The sequence below is a fragment of the Afipia broomeae ATCC 49717 genome (genome assembly GCF_000314675.2).
Classification (GTDB): domain Bacteria; phylum Pseudomonadota; class Alphaproteobacteria; order Rhizobiales; family Xanthobacteraceae; genus Afipia; species Afipia broomeae.
This window is the reverse complement of sequence record NZ_KB375283.1, coordinates 946,164-972,222: the sequence shown is the minus strand read 5'-3', so window position 1 is coordinate 972,222 and position 26,059 is coordinate 946,164. Positions and strand designations below refer to the sequence as shown.

Sequence of the window (26,059 nt, the reverse complement as noted above, 5' to 3'; positions counted from 1 at the left end):
TGAAGAATTCCGCGGAATGGTAATGACCGGCTGGCAGAAGCAAGCACGAGCGACCACAGCGAGCCCGGTGTGGGTCGCTGTATGTCTCTGCGCCATTTTGGCGCCGGGCAGCGCCGCCGCGCAGATCGTCGCCAATCCCGATGGCTCGTTCTCTGCAACGGCTCTGGAAATCTCGAACACCGCGCTCGTATGGCAGGTGGCGATGGGCGGCCTCGTGGTCGCCGCGTTTCTCGCCGCCATCATCCTCTGGGTTTCGAGCGCGCTGCGGCGCGCGCGTCACTCCAATATCAGGCGCGCGGCTTTCGTTTCCAGCGCGCTCAACAGCCTGACGACCGGCATCGTCATGGTCGATGCGCGCAAACGCATTGTCTTCTGCAACGACCGCTATCTGGAAATGTATGGGTTCTCCCGTTCGGACCTCGTGCCCGGTATGACCGGCCGCGATCTCACCGCGCTGCGTGCGACGCGAGGCATGCTGTGCGACGACATCGACGAGTACTATCGCAACGTCAAAAGCCCGGAGGGGCATGTCTGCGAGTTGCTGGACGGACGCTCGATCCTGGTCAAGCATCGCGAACTGTCGAACGGCGGAATTGTATCGACCCATGAGGATTGCACCGCGCGGCGCAAGATGTCCCGGCAGCTTGCGACCACCACGCCTTCCTTGAATCGGTCATCGACAACATTCCGGTCTGTGTCGCGGCGAAAAGCATCGAGGACGGCAGGTACATCCTCGCCAACCGCGCGTTCGAGCAATTCTCCGGACTGAGCCGCGATCAGATCATCGGCCAGACCGCGGAGAAGGTTTACGTGCCGGAAGCGGCGCAGATGGTCACGGAGGCGGACCGCGACGCGATCGCTTCTCCGACCGGGCAGACGCGCACCGAATTGTCCATCGAGCACAAGGGCGGCAGACGCCTGATCGCCTGCAACCGCATGATCGCGCGCGACGAGAAAGGCAAGCCGGAATTCCTGGTCTCCTTGTTCGAGGACGTGACCGATCGCCGGTCCCTGTCGCGGGAAGTCCAGAGCGCGAAGAAATTCCTGGAACAAGTGGTCGACAACATCCCGGTTTCGCTCGTCGTCAAGCGGCTCAGCGATGGCCAGTACGTGCTCGCCAACCGCGCCGCCGAAGCCATGCTGACTCGCCGGCGCGAGGATGTGATCGGCTCCACGCTCGAGGACATCTACAACCCGGCCGACGTGCAGTTTATTCTCAAGCGCGACGAGGATGCCGTCCGCAAGAAGGGCGTCGTCACCGAGGAACATCCGATCCAGACCGAAAACGGGCTGCGTCTGTTCCTGACCCGCCGTGTGACCGTTCTCGATGAGGCCGGTGAGCCGCAATATCTCATCAAGACCAGCGAAGACATCACGGACCGGCGCGAGACCGAGTCGCGCATGGCCCACATGGCCTATCACGATGCGCTGACGGAATTGCCGAACCGTGCGGCGTTCCTGCAGGCCCTGGAGCAGATGATCGACGCCTGCGAGGAAACCGACGAGGAATTCGCGGTGCTCTCGCTCGATCTCGACCGGCTGAAGGAAATCAACGATGTGTTCGGCCACGAGGTCGGCGACAAGTTGCTGATCGAATTCTCGCGGCGTCTTGAATCGGTCATTTCCGGCGGCGTCGTCGCGCGTCTCAGCGGCGACGAGTTTGGTCTCATCATCGACGGTCTTCAGCCCGATTCCGCCAAGGCGCTCGCCACACGCCTGATGCAGTCGATGCAGACCGAATTCATGTTCGATGGGCGCGCAGTCCGCATCGGTCTCACCATCGGAATATCGGTGTATCCGCGCAATGGCCGCGACGCCGAAACATTGCTCACCAACGCCGACGCCGCCCTGTTCCGGGCCAAGACGAAGGCGCGCGGCTCGATCAACTTCTTCGATATGGAGCTCGACCAGCAGCTCCGCGACCGCCGCGCTCTGCATCAGGATCTGTCGACTGCGATCAGGAACGGCGAACTGTCGTTGCATTATCAGCCGCAGGCCCGTGCGCGCCACAAGATGAAGTCCGATCACGTTCTCGGTTTCGAGGCGCTGGCGCGGTGGACTCATCCGGTGCGCGGCTTCGTTCCGCCCGGCGACTTCATTCCGCTGGCGGAAGAAAGCGGCCTGATCGTCGAGATGGGCGAGTGGATTCTGCGCGAAGCCTGCCGCGAGGCGGCGTCGTGGCCGAAGGATTTGCAAATTTCGGTCAATCTGTCGCCGGCGCAATTCATGCACGGCGATCTCGTCGGGCTGGTCCATTCCATCCTGATCGAAACCGGTCTCGCGCCGGGCCGGCTTGAGCTTGAGATCACCGAGGGCGTGCTGATCGAGGATTTCGACCGCGGGCTCTCGTTGCTGCGGCGGCTGAAGGCGCTCGGCGTGCGGATCGCGATGGACGATTTCGGCAGCGGCTATTCCTCGCTGACCTATCTGCAGGCGTTCCCGTTCGACAAGATCAAGATCGACCGCGCCTTTGTCATGAATCTCGGACGCAATCCGCAATCGGCCGCCATTATCCGCGCGATGATCGGTCTTGGCCACGGGTTGAACATTTCCATTGTTGCCGAAGGCGTGGAAACCCAGGAACAGCTGTCCTTCCTCGCCGATGAGGCCTGCGATCAGGTGCAGGGCTATCTCCTTGGCAAGCCGGCGCCGATCGAGACCTATGCAGAGTGGATCGGCCGCAACAAGAGCGTTTCCAACGTCTCGAACCTCCCGCGCAGGGTAGGCTGACGAACATCCGTCACTAATCCTCGGGCTTGACTTGCGATGATCGCCATCGGAGATCATCGCGGCATGGCTGATGTCGACATTGCGATCATCGGGGGCGGCCTCAACGGCACGAGCATCGCGCGCGATGCTGCCGGGCGCGGTCTGCGGGTGGCCTTGTTCGAGCAGACCGACCTCGGCAATGGCGCGGCGGCCGCCGCGCCCCATCTGATGCACGGCAATTTCATCGATCTTGAACGGGGGAATGCGCTGCGCGTGCGTGCGGCGCTGGCGGAGCGGGACATCGCGCTGCGCAACGCACCGCAACTGGTGCGGCCGGCCCGTTTCGTGCTTCCGGTTCATTCCGATGAACGGCCTCCGGCCATGCTGCGCGGCGGGCTGTTTGTTTATAGCCGCCTTGCCGCGAGGAGCCCGCTTCCACGTTCCGAAGTGCTGGACCTGACCATCCATGAGGCGGGTCATCCGCTCAACCGGTCGCTCGGGCTGGCGCTGGCCTATTCCGACTGCACCGTCGATGAATCGCGGCTTGTCGTTCTGAATGCCGTCGATGCGGCCGCGCGCGGCGCTGCGATCCGCACCGGCGCCCGCTGCGTGTGGGCCGAACGCTCCGAGGTCTGGCGGCTGGCGGTGGTCAACCGCGGCCAGCGCGAAACCGTCACAGCGCGGGCGCTGGTGAATGCGAGCGGGGCGTGGACGCGGCCGGTCGCCGAAACCGTCTTGCATTTGCCAGCCGTTCAAGCGAGCTTCGCGAAGGTCAGCCAGATCGTCGTGAGGCGGATGTTCGATGGCGACGATGTCTACGTGCTCCAGAACGACGACCGCCGCATGGTTTATGCCATTCCCTTTCACCGCGACTTCACACTGATCGGCACGTCCGAGCGGAGCTTCACCGGCGATCCGGCGATGACCTCGGCCGGTGCGGACGACATCGCCTATCTGTGCGCGGCCGCGAGCCGTTATTTCCGTGTGCGGATCGAGGCGGCGGATGTCGTGCATGCGATGGCCGGCTGCAATGCCACAGGGCATCGCGACGGCATCGTGAAACTGGGCCGGAAATCCCGCAAAGCACCTCTTTTGACGATGATCGGCGGAGCAACGACAAGTGCACGGCGACGCGCGGAGATCGCGCTGGCGCGGCTTGCATCGTTTCTCAAGATGCCGCCGTCCTGGACGGCAGACGAACCTTTGCCCGGCGGCGATTTCTCGTGGGACGCGTTCGACGATCAGGTGGACAGTGCGCGAAAGCGCTGGCCATTTTTAAGCGAACATCATGCCCGGCGGCTGATCGCCTCATACGGCACGCGGACCGAGCGGATTCTGGGTGCGGCAAAAAGCATGGATGACCTCGGCCCGAGGTTCGGCGATGACCTCACCGGCGCGGAGGTCGAGTACTTGATGAAAGAAGAATTTGCCCGTTTCGCCGACGACATTCTCTGGCGGCGTTCTAAACTCGGCCTGACGATGCCGCGGCAGGATCGCGAGGCGCTTGAAACATTCATGGCGGCGGCATGATAACGTCAAGATGGAAGGGGGAGCTGACCATGTTGCGAACGGTTGTGATGGGCGCATTCCTGATCGGCGTTACAGCTTTGACGGCTGGTCACGCCAGATCCGAGGAGATTGTGCGGCCACCTGTTGGCGGCATCGGATCGCTGCCTGACGCAATGGTTTTCTACGTGGCGCGCGGCCCGGTCGGCGCCTGCGGACAGAATTGCTCTGAATGGATTGCCGCCGAGGGAACGGTCCAATGGGATACCTATAAGCGGCTGATCGCGATTCTCGATCGCTCCCCGGGGCGAAAACTCCCCGTCATTCTCAGAGTCTGGGGCGACGGAAACCTTAATGTTGCAACGTCGATGGGCAAGATAATCCGCGAGCGCGGGTTAGATGTCAGTGTCGGAGCGACGCTGGTCGATAAGGCAGCCTGCCGGACAGACGAAGAATGCTTCACGTTAAAGCGCCAGGGTGGGCCTCTGAATGCGAGTATCAGCATATCCGGCGCACGATGTGATGTGGCGTGCGTGCTGATCCTGGCGGGTGGCGTTCATCGGAGCCTTCCCACCACGACCAGGGTCGTGCTGGGCAGCATGCAGATACGAAACAGACTCGGCCTCAACGTGTCCGATGAGCGGCGCGAGGGCTTGACCGCGCTGTTCGGCAATCAATTCCGGCTCTATCTTACGCAGATGGGGATCGACGTTGAGCTTCTGAACGTCATCGAACAGAACTCCAAAAGGTCGAGCGGAACCGAACTCTACCCGGATAGCTGGACGAAACTTGGGATCATCAATGTCCCGGCACTATAAAGCTCAGGGGCAGCTATTTCGGCATCAGGCCCCGGACGAGGGGCGATGACGACCGGGACGGAAGAGAAGCAGACAGGGTTGGGAGCGGACGCGCGTCCATTGCTCCAGATCGCATCGGTGGTGAAGCGCTTCGGCGGCTTCACGGCGGTGGACGATTTGTCCCTTGATATTGCGGCCGCGGAATTCTTCGCGCTGCTGGGGCCATCAGGCTGCGGCAAGACCACGCTGCTCCGCATGCTGGCGGGTTTCGAAGCGCCGGATGCGGGTGCGATCTATCTCGACGGCGCGAACATCGCGCATGTGCTGCCGCATGAGCGGCCCGTGAACATGATGTTCCAGAGCTACGCGCTGTTTCCGCACCTGACCGTCGAAGGCAATATCGCGTTCGGTCTCAAGCGCGCTGGACTGCCGAAAGACGAGATCGCCGCCCGCGTCGCCGAGATGGTGGCGCTGGTCCGGCTCGAGGGTCTTGAGAAGCGCCGCCCCGATCAACTGTCGGGCGGCCAGCGCCAGCGTGTGGCGCTAGCGCGGTCGCTGGCCCGCCGTCCGCAGGTGCTGCTGCTCGACGAGCCGCTGGCGGCCCTCGACAAGAAACTGCGCGAAAGCACGCAGGCCGAGCTGAAAGAGGTGCAGCGCCGTCTCGGCATGACTTTCATCATTGTCACTCACGATCAGGAAGAGGCGATGACGGTCGCCGACCGGATCGGTGTCATGGATAGAGGCAAGCTGGTGCAGGTCGCGCCGCCCCGCGAATTGTACGAAGCGCCGAATTCGCGATGGATCGCCGGTTTCGTCGGAGACATCAATCTGATCGAGGGACAGGTGGCCGCGCGTCAGGCTGGGCACTTCACGATCGCGACGCAGAGTGCGGGTGCGATCGTCGCGTCGCATGCGCCGTCATCGGGAACCAGCAGCGTCTGCGTTGCGATCCGCCCGGAAAAAATCCGGATATCCAAGGCGTTGCAAGGTGAATCCGCCGTCAACACATTCAACGGCGAACTGACATCCACCGGCTTCCTCGGCGGTGTGTCGGTCTACACGGTCAAACTCGATGGCGGCGCGGTGCTGCGCGTGGCCGCGGCGAACGCGACGCGAGCGGCAGCGGACGGCTTTGTAACCGGACAGCGGGTGACCGTTTCATTCACTCCTGACGATGTCGTGGTGCTGGACCGATGAGCGGCCGGCGCATCTTCACCCGGCCGGCGCGGCTCGCAGCCATTGCGCCTTATCTCTGGATGGCGCTGTTCTTTCTGGTGCCGTTCGGCTTCGTGCTGAAGATCGCGCTGTCGCAGACCGCCATCGCGCAGCCGCCTTATGTCCCGGTGTTCGATCTGGCCGCAGGCTGGGACGCGTTCAAATCGGCAATGAGCGCGCTGTCGTTCGACAACTTCAAGCTGCTGATGTCGGACGATCTCTATATCTTCTCTTATGTCCGCAGCCTCGTGGTCGCGATCACATCCACCGCCATCCTGCTGCTGATCGGCTATCCGGTGGCGTACGGCATGTCGCGGCTGCCGCAGCGCTGGCAGCCGATCGCAATGATGCTGGTGATCGTGCCGTTCTGGACCTCGTTCCTGATCCGCATCTATGCCTGGATCAACGTGCTCCAGCATGACGGCCTGCTCAACAAGGCGCTGCTCGCGCTCGGTATCATCGACACGCCGCTGGTCTGGCTTTCGACCGATGCGGCGATGTATCTCGGCATCGTCTACTCATATTTTCCGTTCATGATCCTGCCCCTCTACGCGACATTGTCGAAAATGGACGATGCGTTGCTGGAAGCCGCCGCCGATCTCGGCGCCTCAAAGCTGAAGGCTTTCTGGCTGGTGACGTTTCCGCTGTCGCTGCCGGGCATCGGCGCGGGCGTGCTGCTGTGCTTCATCCCCATCGTCGGCGAGTTCGTGATTCCCGATCTGCTGGCGGGCTCCGACCGCATGATGATCGGCCAGACGTTGTGGCTGGAGTTTTTCACCAACAAGGACTGGCCGGTGGCGTCGGCGATCGCCGTCGTGTTGCTTGTCGTGTTGCTGGTGCCGCTGCTGGTCTATGAGAAGCTGCAACGCCGCCATCTGGAGCAGCACTGATGGCGGCGCGGCAAAACCATTTCTCCGCATTCAATCTCGCCTCGATCGCGCTGGGGCTGGCGTTCCTGTATCTGCCGATTGCGATCCTTGTGATCTATTCGTTCAATGCCTCGCGCCTTGTCACGGTGTGGGGCGGCTGGTCGCTGCGCTGGTACACTGAATTCTTCAATGATGAGGCGATGCTGTCTGCGGCCTGGATGAGCCTGCGCGTGGCGTTCTGCTCCGCCACTGCGGCAACGCTGCTCGGCACGCTGGCGGCGCTGGGGCTGGCGCGCGGCGAGCGATTCAAGGGGCGCACGCTGTTCTCAGGCATGCTCTATGCGCCGTTGGTGATGCCCGAAGTCATCACCGGGCTGTCGCTGCTGCTGCTGTTCGTGGCGATCGACGCAGGGCGCGGGTTCTGGACCGTCACCATCGCGCACACCACGCTGACCATGTGCTTCGTGGCGGTGGTGGTGCAGTCGCGGCTGAGTACGCTGGATCGCAGTCTCGAGGAAGCTGCGATGGACCTTGGCTGCTCGCCGGTGCAGGCCTTCATCGCGGTGACGCTGCCGCTGATGCTGCCGTCGATTGCCGCGGGCTGGATGCTGGCGTTCACGCTGTCGCTGGACGACCTGGTGATCGCCAGCTTCACCACCGGGCCGGGGTCGGCGACGCTGCCGATCCGGATCTATTCGGAAGTGCGGCTCGGTGTGAAGCCGGAGATCAACGCGATCTGCACGCTGATTGTCGCGGCAGTGGCGGTGGTGATCGTGGCGGCATCGCTGGCGTCGAAACTGTCGAACGAGCAGGGCAAGAGCGCCGCGCCGCTCTAGTCCGAAAGTCCTGCCGCAACGGCCTGTCTCTGCAATGCGACTCGCCGGTGTGGTGCTGATCCTTGCAGGCGCTGGCGCTCTGAAACTGACGCTGGCCTAGTCTGCCTTGTCGGATTTTGACTCCGAGGTCGAAGGTGGCGCAGAATTCTGAGGCGTCTCGGTGGACGCTGCCGGAGCAGGTGCTTCCGCCGCAGGCGCAATCGGCGCAGGCAGAACCGGCGTCGGCAACACAACGGCGGGCGCGCTGGTTTGCGAAGGGGCTGCGGCCTGAGGCTGCGCCACAGCCTCGGCAGGGGCTTTCTTGCCGCCGGTGAAGCGATCGATCACCGACTTCACCGCGTCGCGCGTCTTGCGGTCTTTGAGGGAATCCAGCAGCGGCGCCGAGGCGGGCGAGCGGCGGATCAGCGAATCCGAATCCGGGAAAACCAGCGGATCGTCCCACGGGCCCTGCACCACGAACGGCAGTTGGAACGCCGGCGGCATATCGCTCGCGACCACAAGGCTGGCAACGCCCTTCAGATCGTATTCACGCGACGGTACCGACGCCGTGCCGGTGAGCAGCACCCGGGTGGTCGGGCCTTCGATCCGCGCATCCTCGGCGGTGGCGACGCCGTCATTGAAGCGGATCGCGATATTCAGCGTCTCGAACGGCGTCGAGCCGCTGCGGAAATTGCCGGCGCCCGACAACGGGCGGCGCTCGAGACGCTTCAGCAATTGTTCGACATTGAGTCCGCTGATCGCGCCGTCATGCGCCGTCAGCGTCGCGGTGCCGTCGAGCGACTGCGCGAGCGCAAACGGGCTGGCGCCCTTGGCTTCCAGCGCGAAGTTGAGATTGCCGCGCCCCGTCAGCTTGTTGACGCCGAACAGTTCCTGAATGCAGCTTGCCAGATCGACATCGGTGAACTGGAACTGGGCTTTGACATCCGCATCGGGATCGGTCCGGGTAATGCCGAACGAGCCCTTGAGGATGCCGCCGTAGATTTGCGCTTCGCCGATGCTCAGCGCCAGCGTACCGTTGCGCAGATTGGCGCCGAGCGCGGTGCGGCCGAGTTTGGAGGTGCCGATGGTGACCTTCGCGGCCGACAGGCGCATGTCGAGATCGGTGGCGGAGAGGCCGCGCAGATCGAACAGTTGCCGGTTCCAGTCGCGGGCGCCGCTGGCGAGCAGGCGGATGGTTTCGATGTAAGGCGAAAAGTCGAGCGCTTCGGCGGCGAGAGTCGCCTGCACGGTCTGGCGATCGTTGTTGCTGTAGGTGATGACGCCTTCGGCGGTGTTGCCGTCGAGTTCCAGATTGACGTTGGTCAGCGCTATGGATTCCCCCACCACATTGGTGCGGGCCTTGAGCGAAAAGCGTCCCAGTCCACCGGTGCCGGGAGGAGCCTGTCCCGCCCAGCGCATGGCGTTGCGCAGCGACGGGCTGTCGGCGCTCAGCGTACCTTCCATCAGCAGGCTGGTGCGGTTGGCGATGGCGCCGTCGAAAGCGAATTTGAGCGGCGCGCTTGCGACCCGGACCTTGATGCCGGAACGGTCACCGGAGAGCGCGGCGATGAAGTCGTTGATGCTGAGGCTGCCGTCGACCAGTTCGCCCCGCCAGTTGAACTGGCCGGTGGCGGCGAAGGAGCGCGAGATCGACGGCCACGCCAGCGACAGGTCGATCCCGTTGACTGTCTCGGCGATGTCGCGTGCGTCGTTCTGATAGGCGAGGACGCCGTCCTTGATGAGGATTTCGGAGAACGACACCGGACTGTCGACGCCTGGCTTCACGGTGCGCGCCAGTGTTTCAATAATGCCGGCCCAGTTGCTGCGGCCATCGGCACTGCGCTTCACGTTGATCCGCGGATTTTGCAGCGTTACGTCGGCGATTTCGTAGCGCCGCATCAGCAGCGGCAGCAGGCGCAGGTTGGCGGTCAGTTCATCGACGGTCAGCGGTTCATCGGCAATGCCGCTGCCGCGTGAACCCGCGCCTTTCAATCCAACCTGCCGCAGGGTGATGGAACTGCCGGGGAAAACCGAGACGCGGACGTCGCCGTTGACCATCAGGTCGAGACCGGTCGCCGCACGAATCTGTTTTTCGACTGAAAGCCGCACGGCGTTCTGGTCGATCATCCAGGAAATGGCGATCAGGCCGATCAGCGCGGCAGCGAGAAATGCCGCAACCGGCATCCCGAGGCGCTTTATCCCTTGGGCCATCGTCAATGAGTTCATCCGGTATGGTTGCGGTGTGCGGCATCGGCGGGCTTCCCTGCGCCGAGCCACTGCAACTTGATTGTTTTTCTTGACGCTTTCAAGGCCATCCCAAGCCCTGACCCCTGCAATCGCGCCCCAAAACCAAAGGTATTCGAAGGTGTTCGGACAAGGCAACGCTCCGGGCGGGGCTGCCGCAAAGCGGGCAGAGCGGGGCGCCGCGCCGCGATTGACGCGCCTCGAAGATTCCGCCTAATAGTCGGCTTGTCCGCCTATTTTCCTCCATCAGGTTGCACCCCCATGAACAAAGTTTACCCCGACGCGAAGTCCGCGCTCGATGGCGTTGTCAAAGACGGCATGATGGTCATGTCCGGCGGTTTCGGCCTCTGCGGTATCGCCGAGACGTTGTCCGACGCGTTGCGCGAAACCGGCGTCAAGAACCTGACGGTTGTCTCGAACAATGCCGGTGTCGATGGCATCGGCCTCAGCCGCCTGCTGGAAACCCGCCAGATCAAGAAGATGATCTCGTCCTATGTCGGCGAGAACAAGCTGTTCGCGCAGCAGTATCTCGCGGGCGAACTCGAACTCGAATTCAATCCGCAGGGCACGCTGGCGGAACGCATCCGCGCCGGCGGCGCGGGCATCCCGGGCTTCTACACCAAGACCGGCGTCGGCACGCTGATCGCCGAAGGCAAGGAAGTGAAGGAGTTCAACGGCGAGAAATACATCCTTGAGACGGGCCTCGTTGCCGATCTCGCCATCGTGCACGCCTGGAAGGGCGACACCGCGGGCAACCTCGTGTACCGCAAGACCGCGCGCAACTTTAACCCGATGATGGCGACCGCCGCCAAGGTCACCATCGCGGAAGTCGAGCATCTGGTGCCTGCGGGCGAGATCGATCCCGATCACATCCACACGCCGGGCATCTTCGTTCAGCGCATCATCGCAGTCGATCCAGCGCTGAAGCGGATCGAGCAGCGCACCACGCGCAAGCGCGCATAACAGATTTCCTTAAGGAGAGCCCCATGGCCTGGACCCGCGAACAGATGGCAGCGCGCGCCGCGAAGGAACTGCGCGACGGCTATTACGTCAACCTCGGCATCGGCATTCCGACGCTGGTGTCCAACTACATTCCCGACGGCGTCGATGTGTCGCTGCAGAGCGAGAACGGCATGCTCGGCATGGGCCCGTTCCCATATGAGGGCGAGGAAGATCCCGACCTCATCAACGCCGGCAAGCAGACCGTGACCGAACTGCCCGACACCAGCTACTTCTCAAGTGCGGATTCGTTCGCGATGGTGCGCGGCGGCCATATCGATCTGTCGATCCTGGGCGCGATGCAGGTGGCCGAGAACGGCGATCTCGCAAACTGGATGATCCCCGGCAAGATGGTGAAGGGCATGGGCGGCGCGATGGATCTCGTCGCCGGCGTCAAGCGCGTCGTCGTCGTGATGGAGCATTCCGCAAAGGATGGTCCGAAGCTGCTGCATCGCTGCAACCTGCCGCTCACCGGCGAGCGTGTCGTCGACATGGTCGTCACCGATCTCGCGGTGTTCACCATCGACAAGCACGGCAAGGACGGCATGGCGCTGATCGAGCTCGCCGACGGCGTCACGCTCGATGAGGTGAAGGCGAAGACCGAAGCGACCTTCCGCGTCGCGCTGAAGAACGCCTGAGCGCCTGAACCATCATGACGGCGCAGCGCGGCCTTGTTGGCCGCGCGATCTGACGCTATCGCCGGCCAAGAAAGCCGGGATTTTGCGCGGACAGCAATTGCGAACGGATGTCGGTGTCGAGGGTCGCGGACGGCTGTACGAACCCGGCTGAAAGCGACAGACTGATATTCGAGGTCGGTTTGAACTCGACTCCGGCATTGATGCTGGTGGCAAGCGTGCTGCTCCGCTCGAAGCCCGGCGTGACGAGCGACGTAAATACGTCCGGCGTCGTTCGAAGCGAGCTGACGCCTCCGAAAAATGTGATCGGCGTGTCGCCGAGGCCCTTGAAGCTGTAGGCGTATTGCGCGCCCTCGGACGACAATCCGCTGCCGGCAGTAAATGCGCCCGCGCCGAAGCCGCCGGTGAATGAATTCACCGGTATGCTGTAGCTGCTGAAAGAAAAGCCCTTGCGGAAGCCGTCCTCATCCGGCGCGCTTCCCCAATATTGCGTCGTGGTGTCGCCGCCCAATCCGAAAGGTCCACCCGGAATCCAGTAGCGGATTGGCGCCACCTGGGCCTGAGCGGCAGGCGCCGCCAGACAAAGCACAGCGGCGAGGGCTGCGACCCGATATTTCAGAGCATCCATCATCGCGCACACTATACCGCTGCGGCGGGCCCAAGCACAGCCGGTTCAGACCAAATTATGCCGGGCCCTGCGGAATATCGGAGAACCGCGTCAGCCACGCCACCGGGCCGATGCTCGCCGCCACGATCAGAAGCGCGGCGAGGGCGCCGTCCTCGAAACTGCCGCGGCTGGCATACTGATAGATCGAGGTCGCCAGCGTCTCGACATTGAGCGGACGCAGCAACAGTGTCGCCGGCAATTCCTTCAGGCAATCGACGAACACCACGATCGCGGCACCGAGTAGCGCTGGGCGCAGCAGCGGCAGGTGAATCCGCCGCATGGCGGTGATCTGCCCGGCCCCTGCGCTGCGCGCGCTGTCGTCATAGTCGAACGGGATGCGCTCGAAGCCGGCCCGCAGAAATCCGGTCGGCACTGCGAGAAAGCGGATCACATAGGCCGTGACCACGGCCGCGCCCGAGCCCATCAGCACCAGGCCGGGCAGCGATAGCCCGAGCCACGCGGCAAACGTGTTGAGCGCGTTGTCGATCGTCAGCACCGGCGAGAGCAGGCCGAGCGCCAGCACCAGTCCCGGCAATGCGTACCCGGTCTGCGCGATGTTGGCCGAGAACGCGCGCCATGAACCGGGACGCCAGCGCGTTGCAAGAATTGTCGCCAGTCCGAGACCCAGCGCAACGAGGGTGGCGAGCGCCGCGAAACTTATCGAACTGAATGCGTCGCGCCAGATCGCGGTATCCATCGTCACCGAGGACCGGTGGATGCTCTGGTACAGCAGAAACAGCAGCGGCACGACGAAGCCGAGCAACGCCGGCAGGGCGCATGCGGCGAAAGCCAGCCAGCCCTTGAGCCCGGTGAAGGGCGTGCGCGGCGTCAGCCGCGGGCTCTCGGACGAAAATTCCGTGATGGCGTTGCGGCGGCCATAGCGCTCCAGCGCGATCAGTCCGCCGACGATCACCAGCACCAGGCATGACAGTTGCGCTGCGCCCGCAAGGCTGCCGCGATTGAGCCATGTCGTGAAGATCGAGACGGTGAGTGTTCGCACCCCGAGGTATTCGCTGGCGCCGATGTCGTTCAGCGTTTCCAGCGCGACGAGAGCGAGGCCGACCGCCAGCGCCGGACGGGCCATCGGCAGCGAGATGCGGCGAAACACATCCCAGCGTCCGGCGCCGAGCGTGCGCGCGGCTTCGGCAAATTCCGCGCTCTGCAACTGGAAGGTCGCGCGCGCGGAGAGATAGACATACGGATAGAGCACAATGCCGATGATGAAGATCGCGCCCGGCAGGGAGCGCAGGTTCGGTAACAACGCCAGCGCATCGCGCGGCGGAAGCCACAGCATCAGCGTGCGATGGACGAGGCCGAGCGGTTCGAACAGATCGACATAAACATAAGCCGCAATGTAGGTCGGAATCGCCAGCGGCAGCGGCAGCAGCCAGAGCAGCAATCCGCGTCCCGGGAAATCGTGCGATGACACCAGCCACGCGGTGCCCGCACCTGCGAGCAGTGCGATCGATCCGACGCCGATCAGCAGCGCGGCTGTGTCGCGCAGCGCCAGCGGCAGCACGTAGTCGACAAGATGCGACCACAGACCGGGCGCGGGCTGTGCCGCGATCACGACGATCGCCAGCACCGGCAATGCAACAAGCGCCGCCGTGAAGACCGCCAGCGCCGAGACGGCGGGCTCTGCGATGCGCGCTATCACGAGAATTCGGCTTTGCGCGACAAGGACTGGTTTGCGCCTCCCCCGCAAGGGGGGAGGGAACGATGAACATGACTCATCGCCATACGCGGCGAACCTCCTCGGCCCGTCTGCGGGAAGCTGGTTGGGGTGAGGTGCTTTTGGTATCGGTCGGTCAGACTCAATTATCAAACCCGACCTTGTCGGCCAGCGTCGAGGCGGCCTTGCGGCTGGCCGCAATCTTCGAGATCGGCAGCGCGTCGGGATTCAACTTGCCGTAACCGGCAATGGTCGGGTTGACGGCGACACCGGCGCGGACCGGATACTCATAGTTGGCGTCGGCATAGAGATGCTGCGCGTGTTCGCCGGCCAGCCATTCGATCAGTTTGACGGCGTTGGCGCGGTTCGGCGCGTGCTTCGCCAGCAGCACGCCGGAGAGATTCACATGGGTGCCGCCGCCGGCGAAGGTCGGCAGGATCACCTTGGTCGCTTCCGCCCATGGCTTCTTGTCCGGATCGTTGTTCATCATCAGCGCCCAGTAATAGGTGTTGCCGATGCCGATGTCGCACTTGCCAGCCGCGACATCGCGTGCGGTTTCGCGGTCGCCGCCGGAGGGCTTCTGCGCGAGGTTGGCCTTCACGCCCCGCAACCACTCTTCGGCTTTGGCTTCGCCGTGGTGGGCGACGTAGGCCGCGAACAGCGCATTGTTGTAGATGTGCTGGCCGGAGCGGATGCAGATCTTGCCCTTCCACTTCGGGTCGGCGAGCTCTTCGTAGGTGATGGCATCTTGCTTGACGCGGTCCTTCGAGGCGTAGATCACGCGCGCGCGCATCGAGATGCCGGCCCAGTGACCGTCGGGATCGCGGTATTGCGCCGGCACGATCTTGTCGAGCGCCTCGGACTTGATCGGCTGCGTTACACCGGCCTCGACGGCTTCCGCCATGCGGCCGACGTCCACCGTCAGCAGTACGTCGGCGGGGCTGTTGGCGCCTTCCGCCTTCATTCGCTGCTCAAGACCGGAGGATGCCGAAACGACATTGACCTTGATGCCGGTATCTTTGGTGAACGCGTCGAACAGCGGCTGCACCAGCTTGGTCTCGCGATAGGTGTAGACGTTCACCTCGCCGGATTGGGCGAATGCGGCCGCATTCAGGGTCATCGCGGAAGCGACGACGGTTGCGGCGGCGAGAATACGAGATCGTGACATGATGGGGCTCCGGCAGCTTTGATGAGCATCGCGGCGCTGAGCGTTGCAGCGCGCGGTGCCGGTTCTGTAGCGCAGAGGGCGTGCACATTCACGCGACGCGATGTCGCGAGATCGCTGATTTAGAGAGATTCCAGAGTGGCGATCAGGCGATCGCGCTGGCGTGTGAGAACACGACCTCGATCAGCGTGCCCGAATGCGGCGCGGTCTTGATGTGGAATTGCGCGCGGTTGGCTTCGACCAGCGCTTTGGTCAGCGACAGGTTCACAACCGAGCCGTCGGCGGTTTGATCGGACGCGCCCGTTGTGCGGAACGGCGCCATGGCGGCGGCGATCTCGTTGTCGTTGAGGCCGGGGCCGGTGTCGCGGACGCGCAGCACGATATCGCCGAAGTCGGTGGTTGCGGTCGACACAATGACCTGTCCCCCGGCATTGGCCAGATGGATTGAGTTGCCGATCAGGTTCAGCGCGATCTGGCGCAGCGCGCGAGCGTCGGCCTTTACGGTCGGCAGCGCGTGGGCGAGCGATGTGCGGATGATGATGCGTTCGCGATTGGCCTGCGGCTGCATCACCGCGACGCATTGCTCGACCATGCTGTTGAGGTCCTGGCTCGCGAACGACAGTTCCATCCTGCCGGTTTCGATGCGCGACAGATCGAGCAGATCGTCGATGATCGCCATCACACGCTGCCCGGAGGCGCGGATGTCCTTCATGTATTCGACATAGCGCTCGTTGCCGAGCGCGCCGAAGCGCTCGTCGATCATCACGTCGGCGAAGCCGATGATGGCGTTCAGCGGCATACGAACCTCATGGCTGATCCGTCCGAGGATGTCCGCTCGCGCGTTCACAGCGCGCTCGACCTGCCGCTTCGCCTGAGTCAGTTCGCCTTCGCTTTTCCTGGTTTGCGACTGGCTGTTGAAGATCGCGAAAAAGCGCGCGCCGTCCGGCCGTGTCCGGCCCATTGTCACCGACAGCGGGATGGCGCTGCCGTCGCGCGCACGTCCCAGCATGTCGCGGCCGTGGCGAAGCAGACCCGTCACGGCAGCGGCCCTGACCTCGTTCGCGTAATCCTGCACCGCGCGCTGGCTGTCGGCCGCGAACAGATCGGTGAGATGGAGCGTCGCCATCTCGTTGTCGTCGCGGCCGAACAGAATCTCGGCGCTGCGATTGCAGGAGAGGACGCGGCCCTGGCCGTCGAAAACAATGACGCCCTCGGCGGTGTTGTCGAGAATTGTGCCTAGTTCTTCCGCCTGCGTGGTGTCGTCGCTGGCGACGGCGACCGGCGCGATCGTCAAGACGGGTGCAGGTTCGATCCGGGGCTCGGTGCGCGGGCCTGAGAACACCAGCGCATGCGCCGGCTCGTTGTCCCATGTGATGGCGAACAGCCGCGCGTCGGCAGGCTCGCCCCTGTCGGGGCCGCTCTTGCTGGTGGCCGCGATGACGACCGGCGTGCCGGTCTCGGACGTGCTGCTGGCGGATCCCGCACCGGCTTCGACAATCAGCGCATCGAGGCCACCGGCGTCGGTCAGCGCATGAAGGTCGTCATATCCGGTGGAGGCGAGAAACGCCTTGTTGGCGTAGATCAGCCGGTCGAGCCGATACACCAGCACGCCGACCGGCAGGCGATCGAGCAACTGCGAATCCTGCGCGGCATTGGCGCGCGGCAGCACCGGCTCGGGCTGGAGGAAGGCAGGGGGATGTTCAAGCGCAGGCGGTTCGGACACCGGCTCGTGCTGCGGCGTATCGTCAGCGGCGAACAGTTCGGCCACCGAGGCGTCGGTCAGCGTTTCAGTCTCTGCTCCATTCTCGAGGCGCGCGGACAGTCGCCGCGCCAGTTCGTCGAAGGCGTTGCTCTCGACCGCCGTCAGCGCCGGCGATTTCGGCTCGGCGACTGGAAATGGCACGACGTTTTGCGGAGTGTCCACCACAGGCTTCTGCTCGGTTCTCGGGAAACTGTCCCTCGGGAAGTTATCTTGCACGCTGTCCGCGGCATGCACCACCGTCTCTGACGGAGTTGATGGCGGCTCGTTCACAACGTCCTCGGCGACCGGCTCCGGTCTCGTGACCTCATGCGGCGGTGGTTCGCTCGGCTGCGCCGCTGCGGGCGGCTCAGACGAATACAGCATATCATCACGGCGCTGCACGGCCAGCCGTGCCATGCCTTCAACGTCGCGGCAGATGCCGAAGCCGCGATACCCCAGGAAAGTCCCGGCGCGGTCATAGATCGGGAATCCCGACAGTTCCACCGGCAGCCGCGCGCCTGCGCCATCGGCGGGCCAGTTCACGACAATGCCGCTCCAGGTGTCGCGGTTTGCGACCGCAGCCGCGACATGGCCTTCGGGATCGAGGCCGAGCGCATCGGCGATCTCGCCCCAGGGCCGGCCGAACGCGGCGGCGGTGCGCGCGCCGATCAGGCGGGTGAACTCATCGAAGCCCAGCGAGAAGCGGCTGTCTTCATCCATATGCCACATGAAGCGCAGCGGATGCCGCCGCGGCGTCAACGGGCGGTCCATCTCAAGCAGCGTTGCGGACCCATCGCCGGCGCCGAGCGGAGAAGCCGTTTTATAGCGTTCGTCGTCGATATAGATCCGGGTGACGTTTTCTGCGGCCGCGTCATGATGTGCAGGTTCATCGCGCGGCGCGTCGGCGTGCACGGCAGGCGCGGGTTCTTCACTTGCGATGTGTTGAGGCCGAGTTTCGGTGTTCGCGACGGTCTGGACCGGTGCCGCCGGTTCTGACGATTCATCGAACACCGATTCGAAAAGATCGACCGGTGTGACTTCGGCCGGCGCGGCGGCTTGACCGGGCGTCTCTGCGACGGTTTCCGCCGCCGCTTCAGCCGGAGCGGAATCGACCGGCGCGGCAGGCGCAGGCCGTTCAACACCACTCTCGCGCTCTGGCTCTTCGGGAGCGAGCACCACAGGCGTCGGCTTCGGCATTGGCTTCGGCACGATCACAGCGTCGATCAATGCGACCAGCGCGGTGCCGTCTCCGCTGCCGACGCGATGCACCGTCACCCGGCTGGAGTCCACTTGCAGGACCGATTGTCCGTTACGCAGCGCGCCGTTGCGTGCGTCATCGAAACCGGGCCCGGTCAGATCATTGAACAATCCCGGAAAGTTTTTCGCGGCTTCATTTGCGCCGGCGAGTGCGCCGTTCGGCGTGAAGGTCATCGCCGGCATGGTGATGCTGTCGACCAGATGCGCGAGCCGCTCGGTGAGCGGCATCGGACGGCCGACAGGATCGGCGGCGGCAATGAGAATCCCCACGGTGCCGTCCGCGAAGGTGAGCCGCGCGCAGGAGCATGTCAGCAGGCGGCCGAGCGGCGCGCCGAATCCGCGCAGCCGTTCAAGCCGTGGTGCGCCTGACGGTGACAACCGCGCTGCAAGCTGTGCGGCCTGGCGGCGCCGCGGATCGGCGGGGCCGATGGTTTTCTCGGCAAGGGCGGCGGCACTGCGCTCGCCGAACAGCCGCGCTCCGATGGTGTTGGTCCAGAGAATGCGAGCGCCGTTGAGCGACCAGACCCACGCAGGCAAGCTGCTTGTCGCGTGAACCGCAAGGCGCGGATCGCGGATGCCATGGAGCTGGAAGTCGGCTTCGCTCGTCTTGGACAACGGGTCTGTGTCTCGCTTTCGTAGCGCCGATTGTGGCGCGGGAGGTGGATCGGACAGCCTTAACAAATGATTAGTATGGCGCGGCTGCCACAAGGTCCACCGGTGGGGTGTGACACTACCCATCCAAACCGGCGATAACGTTAACTCGCCGGCACACTGAACCCCAGCGCCGCTCGGACGTTGGGTGTTGCAAAAGATGCTCAAACGTTCACGATGGACGGGCAGGAACTGTCGTTGCGCTGCGTCATAGGTGAGATGTCGCCCGGCGGTAAATTGCGGAGCAACGGGGTCCGCTCAGAGACCCAACAGGAGGGTGCGACATGTCAGGCAATCAGTTCGAGATTCCGAAGGAAATGCGGTCGATGGCGGAAGCGAGCCTCGAACAGGCACGCAAGGCATTCGATACTTTCATCAGCAGTGCGCAGCAGACGGCGGCGGCGTTCGGCGGGGCGTCACTCGGCGGCTCCGGCGATGCGGCCAAGGAAATCAGCGCGAAGGCCATCGCGTTCGCGGAAAAGAACGTGCAGACCTCGCTGGCCTATGCGCAGCAGTTGATTCACGCCAAGGACCTCACCGAGGTGATGCGTCTCCACACTGAATACGTTCAGGGCCAGATGCGGGCGCTGGCCGAGCAGGCCAGCGAAATGGGTCAGGTTGTGACCCGCGCCGCCATGGATGCCGCCAAGCCCAAATAGTCCGTGGCTAGCCCCGGTCATTTGGAGGATAGATCCGGCGCTTGCGCCGGATCAGGCATGCGGACGGCCCCGTGGTATTTTGTTGCATCGCACAAAATCTCCCATATAGTGCCAAATAGATACGGACCGGCGTCCGGCCTGTAGGCCTCACGCGGCCGGTTGCGCCGTTCCGGCGATTTCAATTCCAGACATGAGGACTGCCCTATGAGCGCGAACGATCCATTTGCTGTCGTCCCCTTCAAGGTTCCTGAGCAGCTTCGCGCGTTCACCGAGATGGGCATGGTCCAGGCTCGTGACGGCTATCAGAAGTTCAAGGACGCAGCCGTTTCCAACAACGGGGCTCTCGAGGCGCTGGTCGAGCAGGCCACCAAGGGCGCCGGCGATTTCACCTCGAAGATGATCGGCATGGCCCAGACCAACACCGAAGCCGCGTTTGCCTTCACCCAGAGCCTGATGGGTGTGAAATCGCTGCCGGAGGCCTTCGAACTGATGAACACCCATGCCCGCAAGCAGTTCGAGGTTTTGACCGCGCAGTCCCAGGACCTTGCGGCCATGACCCAGAAGGCTGCGGCTGCCGCCGTCGAGCCGATCGCCGCCGGCGCGGCAAAGGCCTTCAAGCCCGGCGTCTGATTGAGGCGTCTGGTCCTGGCAAAGGCCCGGCCGCGCCACTGAACCGTTTCTGTCGCCACGGTCACCCATAACGGGCTGTTGGCGACGCGATTTCGGCAGGTCAAAGCGTCTTGCCAAAGTGCGGCGTTGCACCTAGTTTCCCGCGAAATCGCCGCCCTCGGCGGGGCAGCCGGCCGGCTGCCATAGATTGAAAAATGCAGTTGTAGCTCAGCTGGTTAGAGCGCCGGATTGTGGATCCGGAGGTCGGTGGTTCGATCCCACCCAACTGTACCACTTCCAAAGCCCCGAAAATCCGAAGTCTCAGGCCGACTGCGCCAGCAGGACGCGGATTTCCTCGCCTGTTGCAGGTCTGCTTTCGGGGTGGGTGAGGGGCGCGAAGGTTCCGATCGCGGCGGGCCGCCCGACCAGATAGCCCTGAACCTCGTTGCACAGTTCGGATTGCAGGAACGCCAGCTCCGCCGGTGTCTCGACGCCTTCCGCCAGCACCGGCAGACCGAGACCGCGGCCGAGGCCCAGCACGGCGCGCACAATGGTCGCGGCCTGCTCGTTGGTGTTGACCGACTTGATGAACGAACCGTCGATCTTGATCTTGTCGAACGGGAATGCGCGCAGGTTGGAGAGCGACGAATAGCCGGTGCCGAAATCGTCCATCGCGATATGCACGCCGAGCGCCTTGATGCGCCGGAGTGTGGTGAGCGCGCGGTTGAGATCGCGCACCAGCGCTGTCTCGGTGATTTCGAGTTCGAGCCGGCCGGGCGCGAGGCCGGTTTCCAGCAGCACCTCATGCACGAGCTGCACGAAATTCTCGTTGTAGATCTGGACCGCCGACACGTTGACGGCGATGGTCAGCGGCTGCGGCCAGCTCGCGGCCTGCTTGCAGGCCTCGCGCAGAACCCACTCGCCGATACCGAGAATGGCGCCGGTTTCTTCCGCGATCGGGATGAAAATGGCCGGAGAGATCGAGCCGCGGGTCCTGTGATTCCAGCGGAGCAGGGCCTCGAAGCCGACCACGGTCCTGCTCTGAATGTCTTGCTGCGGCTGATAGACCAGATTGAACTCGCCGCGGGACACTGCCTGCCGCAGATCGTGCTCCAGCACGCGGCGGTCGTGAACTTCCGCGCCCATCTTCGCTTCGAAGAAGCGGTAGGTGGCGCGGCCTTCCATCTTGGCGCGGTAGAGCGCCGTGTCGGCGTGGGTCAGCAATGTCTCGCGATTGTCCGCATCGTCGGGGCAGATCGCGATGCCGATGCTGCACGACGTCATGTTCTCGCTGTCGGATTTATCACCGTCGGATCGCAGCGCCTCGATAATGCGCTCAGCCAGCCGTCCGGCCGTGGCCGGGTTCGACAATCCGGGGACAAGGACCGCGAATTCGTCGCCGCCGAGGCGCGCGACCATGCATGTCTTGTCGAGGATCGCGGTGACGCGTGAGGCGACGGTCTGAAGGACCTTGTCGCCGGCCGCGTGTCCGAACAGATCGTTGACCTCCTTGAACCTGTCGAGGTCGAAGCAGAGCACAGCGCACTTCTGCCCGCCTGCCATGGTGGCAGCGATCTCGTGATCGAGCCGCGCATGGAACGTGCCGCGGTTCGGCAGCGAGGTCAGCGCATCGTGATGCGCGAGATAGCGGATGTGCTGCTCGGCCTTCTTGCGCGCCTGCAGGTTGCGCACGGCGATGACGTGATGCGCCTGCCCGGCGAAATCGATCGGACGCAGGATCAGTTCGACCGGAATCATCGATCCGTCGGCGTGACGAAGATCGGCCTCCACCGGCTGGTTCGGGGCGGCGAACAGTTTCGCGCGCGCGCCGGCGTCCGGAATGTACGATTGCAGGTTCGTACCGATCAGCTTGTCCGATGTTGAGCCGACGAGCTGTGCGAAACTGGTGTTGACGGTCACAGCGACGTCGCCGTCGCAGACCAGAAGGCCTTCGACCGCGGCATTGGCGAGACCGCGCATGCGCTCGGCTTCAAGCATCGAGCGGCGCTGGTCATGAATGTCGAGGGCTGCGGCGCCGATCGCCAGCAGAATGATCGTGAAGCTCGAGACGGCGGCGCCAATGGCGAGCCAGTTGGTGGGGATCGCGGATTGCGGGATCGTGACGGTCGGATCGGGAATGATCGCGACTGCGCCCATCGCCGTGAAATGATGACTGCAAATTGCCAGCGTCAAAAGCACTGCACCCGCAATCCGCCAGCGCTGTGAATCGCCCCGCAAACCAGTCGGCAGCGCCGCTGCGCCGATCAGCGTGCCGAGCAGAATGGATGCGGCAACGAGTGTTGAATCCCACAGGATGACGCCGCCGATCTGGAAAGCCGCCATGCCGAGATAATGCATGGTGGCGATACCGCCGCCGACGACAGCGCCGCCGAGCCACGGGCCGAGCCGCCATTTGGGCTGCATCGACATGGCAAGACCGGCTGCGGTGAGCAGGATCGCAGCGGCAAGGGACAAACCGGTGAGTGCGATGTTGTAGGCGCTCGGAATGCCGGGCGAATAAGCGAGCATCGCGATGAAATGCGTCGACCAGATGCCGAAGCCCGTCGAGATCGCCGAGATCGCGAGCCAGACCGGACGCATCTGGCGCGTCGCGTGACGGGCATGGCGCAGCAGGCCGATGGCGGCAAGCGAAGCCAGCGTGCAGATCACAGCCGCGAGCCCCACGAGCCAGAGATCATGGGCGGTGGCGATACAATTGTAGACCTTGAACATCGAACAGCCTGCACGCGAGAAACAAACGGTTATCTCGGCAGGTAAGTGGAATTGCGTAAGAACGCGTAAATTCCTGATCTGGCGTTTGATCGATACAGGCGCGCTCGATCGGCTAGGATCGGATGCTGTGTGTACGCGAGGCGAACAAATCAAAAAATGGCTGCGGCGCAGGCGTTACTGTCGTGAACAGATCGTCAATAGCCGATGCTGAACAGCTAACACGCGATCAACCATGTTCTGAATACGTCACGATGGCTGTCGTTTCCCTAGCGGTCAGCCCGGCTCACCACATCCATCAGTTCGGCGATCTTGCGCCGCTGGTCCGCCTTGTCGCCCGACGAGATCGCGTGCTCGACGCAATGCGCGACATGATCGCGCAGCACCTCTTCCTCGACCCGCCGCAGCGCTGCACGGGCGGCGGCGATCTGCGTGACGATGTCGATGCAATAGCGATCGTCTTCCACCATGCCCGCGAGACCGCGAACCTGGCCTTCGATCCGTTTCAGCCTCTTCAGGCACGATGACTTGATTTCCTGTCGCATACCGTACTATATACCCCTATAGGGTATAAGTTGCAAGTGGAGAATTGGAATCGTGGCGTCATCGGATCATCAGGAAAGTGGCAAGGCCGGTTGTTGCGGCGGACATGGCAATCAAGGTTCCGGCGGTCACAGCCACGGCAAGCCTGAGTACGGCCACGCTCATCACGGCGCGCATGGTCATTCGCACGCAGCGGATCAGGCGGGCGCAGGCGTCATCGATCCCGTCTGCGGGATGACCGTCGATCCGGCGAGCGCGAAGCATCGATTTGCGTACAAAGGTCAGGATTATTTCTTCTGCTCCGCGGGCTGCCGGACCAGGTTCGAAGGCGATCCGGAAAAGTATCTCGCGCCGAAATCGTCACAGCCTGAAGAGAAGATGCCGGAAGGCACCGTCTACACCTGTCCGATGCATCCCGAGGTCCGACAGGTCGGGCCGGGGAACTGCCCGATCTGCGGCATGGCGCTCGAACCCGAAACCGTCTCGCTCGATGATAAGCCCGATCCCGAACTGATCGACATGACGCGCCGCTTCTGGATCGGTCTCGCGCTGACGCTGCCGGTGTTCGTCATCGACATGGCGGCGCATCTCGGCGGGATCCACCTGCTGCCGCTGCAAACCTCGAACTGGCTGTCATTCGCGCTGGCGACGCCGGTGGTGCTGTGGGCCGGATGGCCCTTCTTCGAGCGCGGCTGGCATTCGGTCAAAACGCGCAATCTCAACATGTTCACGCTGATCGCGATGGGCACAGGCGTCGCTTACGCTTACAGCGTGGTCGCGACGCTGGCGCCGCAGGTGTTTCCGGACGCATTCCGCGATCATCACGGCGCGGTCGCGGTGTACTTCGAAGCGGCCGCCGTCATCACCGTTCTCGTCCTGCTGGGTCAGGTGCTCGAACTGCGCGCCCGGGCGCGCACGTCAGGCGCGATCCGCGCATTGCTCGGCCTTGCGCCGAAGACGGCGCGGCGCGTCTCGCAGACCGGCGACGAGGACATCGATATCGACGCCATCGCGGTGGGTGATCTGCTCCGGGTGCGGCCGGGCGAAAAGGTCCCGGTCGATGGCACCGTCACCGAGGGATCGTCGCTGGTCGATGAGTCCCTCGTCACCGGCGAGTCGATGCCGGTGAAGAAGGCGATCGGCGCACAGGTGATCGGCGGCACTGTCAACCAGAGCGGCGGCCTTGTGGTCCGCGCCGACAAGATCGGCCGTGACACCATGCTGGCGCGCATTGTCGATCTCGTGGCGCGGGCGCAGCGCTCGCGTGCGCCGGTGCAGCGGCTCGCCGATCAGGTCGCAGGCTGGTTCGTGCCGGTGGTGATCGCGGTGGCGCTTGCGGCGTTCGCGGCATGGGCGATGTTCGGTCCCGAGCCCCGATTCACCTATGCGCTGGTTGCCGCGGTGACTGTCCTCATCATCGCGTGTCCCTGCGCGCTCGGTCTCGCGACTCCGATGTCGATCATGGTCGGCGTCGGCCGCGGCGCGCGCTCCGGCATTCTCATTCGCGACGCCGAGGCGCTGGAGCGGATGGAGAAGGTCGACACCCTGGTGATCGACAAGACCGGCACGCTGACCGAAGGCAAGCCGAAGGTGGTCGCTGTGATCGCCGCCGATGGCTTTGATCGGGGTGAACTGCTGCGGCTGGCCGCCAGCGTCGAGCGCGCCAGCGAGCATCCGCTGGCCTTCGCGATCCTGAATGCCGCGAAGGAAGAGAGCATCGAACTTCGCGATGTGCAGAACTTCGACTCGCCCGCGGGCAAGGGCGCGACGGGCACCGTCGGTGGCCGCAAGGTCGTGCTCGGCAATGCCGCGATCATGCAGTTGTCGAACGTCGGCATTCAGACACTGGAAGCCGATGCACGCACCAAGCGCGAGCGCGGGGCCACCGCGATCTATGTCGCGGTCGATGGCCGCGCCGCCGGCGTCATTGCGATTGCCGATCCGGTCAAGCCGAGTGCGCCGGAAGCGCTGAAGCAGTTGCGTGCAAACGGACTGCGCATTGTCATGCTGACCGGTGACAATGTGACGACGGCGCAGGCGGTGGCGAGGACGCTCGGCATCACCGACGTCGAGGCCGACGTTCTGCCCGAGCGCAAGGGCGACGTGGTCACAAGGCTGCGCGGCGAGGGCCGCGTGGTGGCGATGGCCGGTGACGGCATCAACGATGCTCCGGCGCTTGCCGCGGCCGATGTCGGCATCGCCATGGGCAGCGGCACCGATGTGGCGATCGAAAGCGCGGGCATTACGCTGCTGCGCGGCGATCTGATGGGGCTGGTGGAAGCCCGGCAACTGTCGCTGGCGACGATGCGCAATATCCGCCAGAACCTGGCGTTTGCCTTCCTGTACAACGCAGCCGGCATTCCGGTCGCGGCGGGTGTGCTTTATCCGGTGTTCGGGATTCTGCTGTCGCCGATGATCGGCGCTGCGGCCATGGCGCTGTCGTCGGTCAGCGTGATCGGCAATGCGCTGCGGCTGGCGCGCATGAAGCTTCAATCATAAGAGGCTTCACTCGAAGTTGTTCGGGTGATGCGCGCATAGCAAAGGAACATGCGCATGAAAAAAGGCCGGGCTAAAGA

The 26,059-nt window shown here is 63.9% G+C and carries 17 protein-coding genes, 1 tRNA gene and 1 pseudogene; 12 read left to right on the top strand and 7 right to left on the bottom strand.

What is annotated here, in order from left to right; genetic code table 11:
• Nucleotides 1-22 precede the first annotated feature (22 nt).
• From HMPREF9695_RS17120 to HMPREF9695_RS17095, 6 genes and pseudogenes are all read left to right on the top strand, one after another.
• Nucleotides 23-2,730: pseudogene (locus HMPREF9695_RS17120) on the top strand (EAL domain-containing protein).
• Between the two features lie 63 nt (nt 2,731-2,793).
• Entirely contained in the window at nt 2,794-4,239 is a 1,446-nt protein-coding gene (locus HMPREF9695_RS17115) for a glycerol-3-phosphate dehydrogenase (RefSeq protein WP_041712860.1), read from the top strand.
• A 29-nt stretch (nt 4,240-4,268) separates the two neighbouring features.
• On the top strand, nt 4,269-5,033 hold the full coding sequence (locus tag HMPREF9695_RS17110; protein ID WP_006022139.1) for a hypothetical protein: 765 nt from the start codon (nt 4,269-4,271) through the stop codon (nt 5,031-5,033).
• A gap of 45 nt (nt 5,034-5,078) precedes the next feature.
• Nucleotides 5,079-6,209 carry an ABC transporter ATP-binding protein gene (locus HMPREF9695_RS17105; RefSeq protein ID WP_006022138.1) on the top strand — a complete coding sequence of 377 codons (1,131 nt, stop codon included), beginning with the start codon at nt 5,079-5,081 and terminating at the stop codon, nt 6,207-6,209.
• Nucleotides 6,206-7,117 (top strand): ABC transporter permease, encoded by a 912-nt coding sequence (locus tag HMPREF9695_RS17100; protein ID WP_006022137.1) that lies wholly within the window; start codon nt 6,206-6,208, stop codon nt 7,115-7,117. Before HMPREF9695_RS17105 ends, HMPREF9695_RS17100 begins: the two co-directional genes overlap by 4 nt.
• Nucleotides 7,117-7,932, top strand: a complete 816-nt coding sequence (locus HMPREF9695_RS17095; RefSeq protein WP_006022136.1) for an ABC transporter permease — start codon at nt 7,117-7,119, stop codon at nt 7,930-7,932. The genes HMPREF9695_RS17100 and HMPREF9695_RS17095 overlap by 1 nt, the downstream gene beginning before the upstream one ends.
• A gap of 96 nt (nt 7,933-8,028) precedes the next feature.
• Here HMPREF9695_RS17095 and HMPREF9695_RS17090 read toward each other — a convergent pair whose 3' ends face one another.
• Nucleotides 8,029-10,122, bottom strand: a complete 2,094-nt coding sequence (locus HMPREF9695_RS17090) for an AsmA family protein (protein WP_006022135.1) — start codon at nt 10,120-10,122, stop codon at nt 8,029-8,031.
• A 294-nt stretch (nt 10,123-10,416) separates the two neighbouring features.
• Between HMPREF9695_RS17090 and HMPREF9695_RS17085 the strand changes: the two genes are divergently transcribed.
• Nucleotides 10,417-11,118: a CoA transferase subunit A gene (locus HMPREF9695_RS17085; protein WP_006022134.1), complete on the top strand. Its 702-nt coding sequence runs from the start codon at nt 10,417-10,419 to the stop codon at nt 11,116-11,118.
• 23 nt (nt 11,119-11,141) lie between these two features.
• Nucleotides 11,142-11,792, top strand: a complete 651-nt coding sequence (locus HMPREF9695_RS17080; RefSeq protein ID WP_006022133.1) for a 3-oxoacid CoA-transferase subunit B — start codon at nt 11,142-11,144, stop codon at nt 11,790-11,792.
• 55 nt (nt 11,793-11,847) lie between these two features.
• Here HMPREF9695_RS17080 and HMPREF9695_RS17075 read toward each other — a convergent pair whose 3' ends face one another.
• The 4 genes from HMPREF9695_RS17075 to HMPREF9695_RS17060 all read right to left on the bottom strand — a co-directional run bounded on the left by HMPREF9695_RS17075 (nt 11,848) and on the right by HMPREF9695_RS17060 (nt 18,906).
• Nucleotides 11,848-12,420, bottom strand: coding sequence for a hypothetical protein (locus HMPREF9695_RS17075; protein WP_006022132.1), 573 nt, complete (start codon nt 12,418-12,420; stop codon nt 11,848-11,850).
• Between the two features lie 52 nt (nt 12,421-12,472).
• Nucleotides 12,473-14,113 carry an ABC transporter permease gene (locus HMPREF9695_RS17070; RefSeq protein WP_006022131.1) on the bottom strand — a complete coding sequence of 547 codons (1,641 nt, stop codon included), beginning with the start codon at nt 14,111-14,113 and terminating at the stop codon, nt 12,473-12,475.
• A gap of 157 nt (nt 14,114-14,270) precedes the next feature.
• A complete protein-coding gene (locus HMPREF9695_RS17065; RefSeq protein WP_006022129.1) occupies nt 14,271-15,296 on the bottom strand; it encodes a Fe(3+) ABC transporter substrate-binding protein in 1,026 nt (341 codons plus the stop codon).
• Nucleotides 15,297-15,438: 142 nt separating this feature from the next.
• Complete coding sequence (locus HMPREF9695_RS17060) at nt 15,439-18,906, bottom strand: PAS domain-containing sensor histidine kinase (protein ID WP_006022128.1); 3,468 nt, start codon at nt 18,904-18,906, stop codon at nt 15,439-15,441.
• 320 nt (nt 18,907-19,226) lie between these two features.
• Here HMPREF9695_RS17060 and HMPREF9695_RS17055 point away from each other — a divergent pair, with 320 nt between their 5' ends.
• The 3 genes from HMPREF9695_RS17055 (at nt 19,227) to HMPREF9695_RS17045 (ending at nt 20,504) form a co-directional block, all read left to right on the top strand.
• Entirely contained in the window at nt 19,227-19,601 is a 375-nt protein-coding gene (locus tag HMPREF9695_RS17055) for a phasin family protein (RefSeq protein ID WP_006022127.1), read from the top strand.
• 204 nt (nt 19,602-19,805) lie between these two features.
• Entirely contained in the window at nt 19,806-20,231 is a 426-nt protein-coding gene (locus HMPREF9695_RS17050; protein WP_006022126.1) for a phasin family protein, read from the top strand.
• Between the two features lie 196 nt (nt 20,232-20,427).
• Nucleotides 20,428-20,504: transfer RNA gene (locus HMPREF9695_RS17045), tRNA-His, on the top strand.
• Nucleotides 20,505-20,531: 27 nt separating this feature from the next.
• Here the strand turns inward: HMPREF9695_RS17045 and HMPREF9695_RS17040 are convergent.
• The gene (locus HMPREF9695_RS17040) at nt 20,532-22,943 is read right to left on the bottom strand and encodes an EAL domain-containing protein (protein ID WP_006022125.1); all 2,412 of its coding nucleotides are present in this window, start codon (nt 22,941-22,943) and stop codon (nt 20,532-20,534) included.
• Between the two features lie 266 nt (nt 22,944-23,209).
• Complete coding sequence (locus HMPREF9695_RS17035) at nt 23,210-23,485, bottom strand: metal-sensitive transcriptional regulator (RefSeq protein ID WP_006022124.1); 276 nt, start codon at nt 23,483-23,485, stop codon at nt 23,210-23,212.
• A 52-nt stretch (nt 23,486-23,537) separates the two neighbouring features.
• Here HMPREF9695_RS17035 and HMPREF9695_RS17030 point away from each other — a divergent pair, with 52 nt between their 5' ends.
• Nucleotides 23,538-25,982, top strand: coding sequence for a heavy metal translocating P-type ATPase (locus HMPREF9695_RS17030; protein ID WP_006022123.1), 2,445 nt, complete (start codon nt 23,538-23,540; stop codon nt 25,980-25,982).
• Nucleotides 25,983-26,059: the final 77 nt, after the last annotated feature.

Coding starts and splice junctions, on each gene's coding strand:
- HMPREF9695_RS17115 (WP_041712860.1), top strand. CDS start 2,794: ATGGCTGATGTCGACATTGCGATCATCGGGGGCGGCCTCAACGGCACG.
- HMPREF9695_RS17110 (WP_006022139.1), top strand. CDS start 4,269: ATGTTGCGAACGGTTGTGATGGGCGCATTCCTGATCGGCGTTACAGCT.
- HMPREF9695_RS17105 (WP_006022138.1), top strand. CDS start 5,079: ATGACGACCGGGACGGAAGAGAAGCAGACAGGGTTGGGAGCGGACGCG.
- HMPREF9695_RS17100 (WP_006022137.1), top strand. CDS start 6,206: ATGAGCGGCCGGCGCATCTTCACCCGGCCGGCGCGGCTCGCAGCCATT.
- HMPREF9695_RS17095 (WP_006022136.1), top strand. CDS start 7,117: ATGGCGGCGCGGCAAAACCATTTCTCCGCATTCAATCTCGCCTCGATC.
- HMPREF9695_RS17090 (WP_006022135.1), bottom strand. CDS start 10,122: ATGGCCCAAGGGATAAAGCGCCTCGGGATGCCGGTTGCGGCATTTCTC.
- HMPREF9695_RS17085 (WP_006022134.1), top strand. CDS start 10,417: ATGAACAAAGTTTACCCCGACGCGAAGTCCGCGCTCGATGGCGTTGTC.
- HMPREF9695_RS17080 (WP_006022133.1), top strand. CDS start 11,142: ATGGCCTGGACCCGCGAACAGATGGCAGCGCGCGCCGCGAAGGAACTG.
- HMPREF9695_RS17075 (WP_006022132.1), bottom strand. CDS start 12,420: ATGATGGATGCTCTGAAATATCGGGTCGCAGCCCTCGCCGCTGTGCTT.
- HMPREF9695_RS17065 (WP_006022129.1), bottom strand. CDS start 15,296: ATGTCACGATCTCGTATTCTCGCCGCCGCAACCGTCGTCGCTTCCGCG.
- HMPREF9695_RS17055 (WP_006022127.1), top strand. CDS start 19,227: ATGTCAGGCAATCAGTTCGAGATTCCGAAGGAAATGCGGTCGATGGCG.
- HMPREF9695_RS17050 (WP_006022126.1), top strand. CDS start 19,806: ATGAGCGCGAACGATCCATTTGCTGTCGTCCCCTTCAAGGTTCCTGAG.
- HMPREF9695_RS17040 (WP_006022125.1), bottom strand. CDS start 22,943: ATGTTCAAGGTCTACAATTGTATCGCCACCGCCCATGATCTCTGGCTC.
- HMPREF9695_RS17035 (WP_006022124.1), bottom strand. CDS start 23,485: ATGCGACAGGAAATCAAGTCATCGTGCCTGAAGAGGCTGAAACGGATC.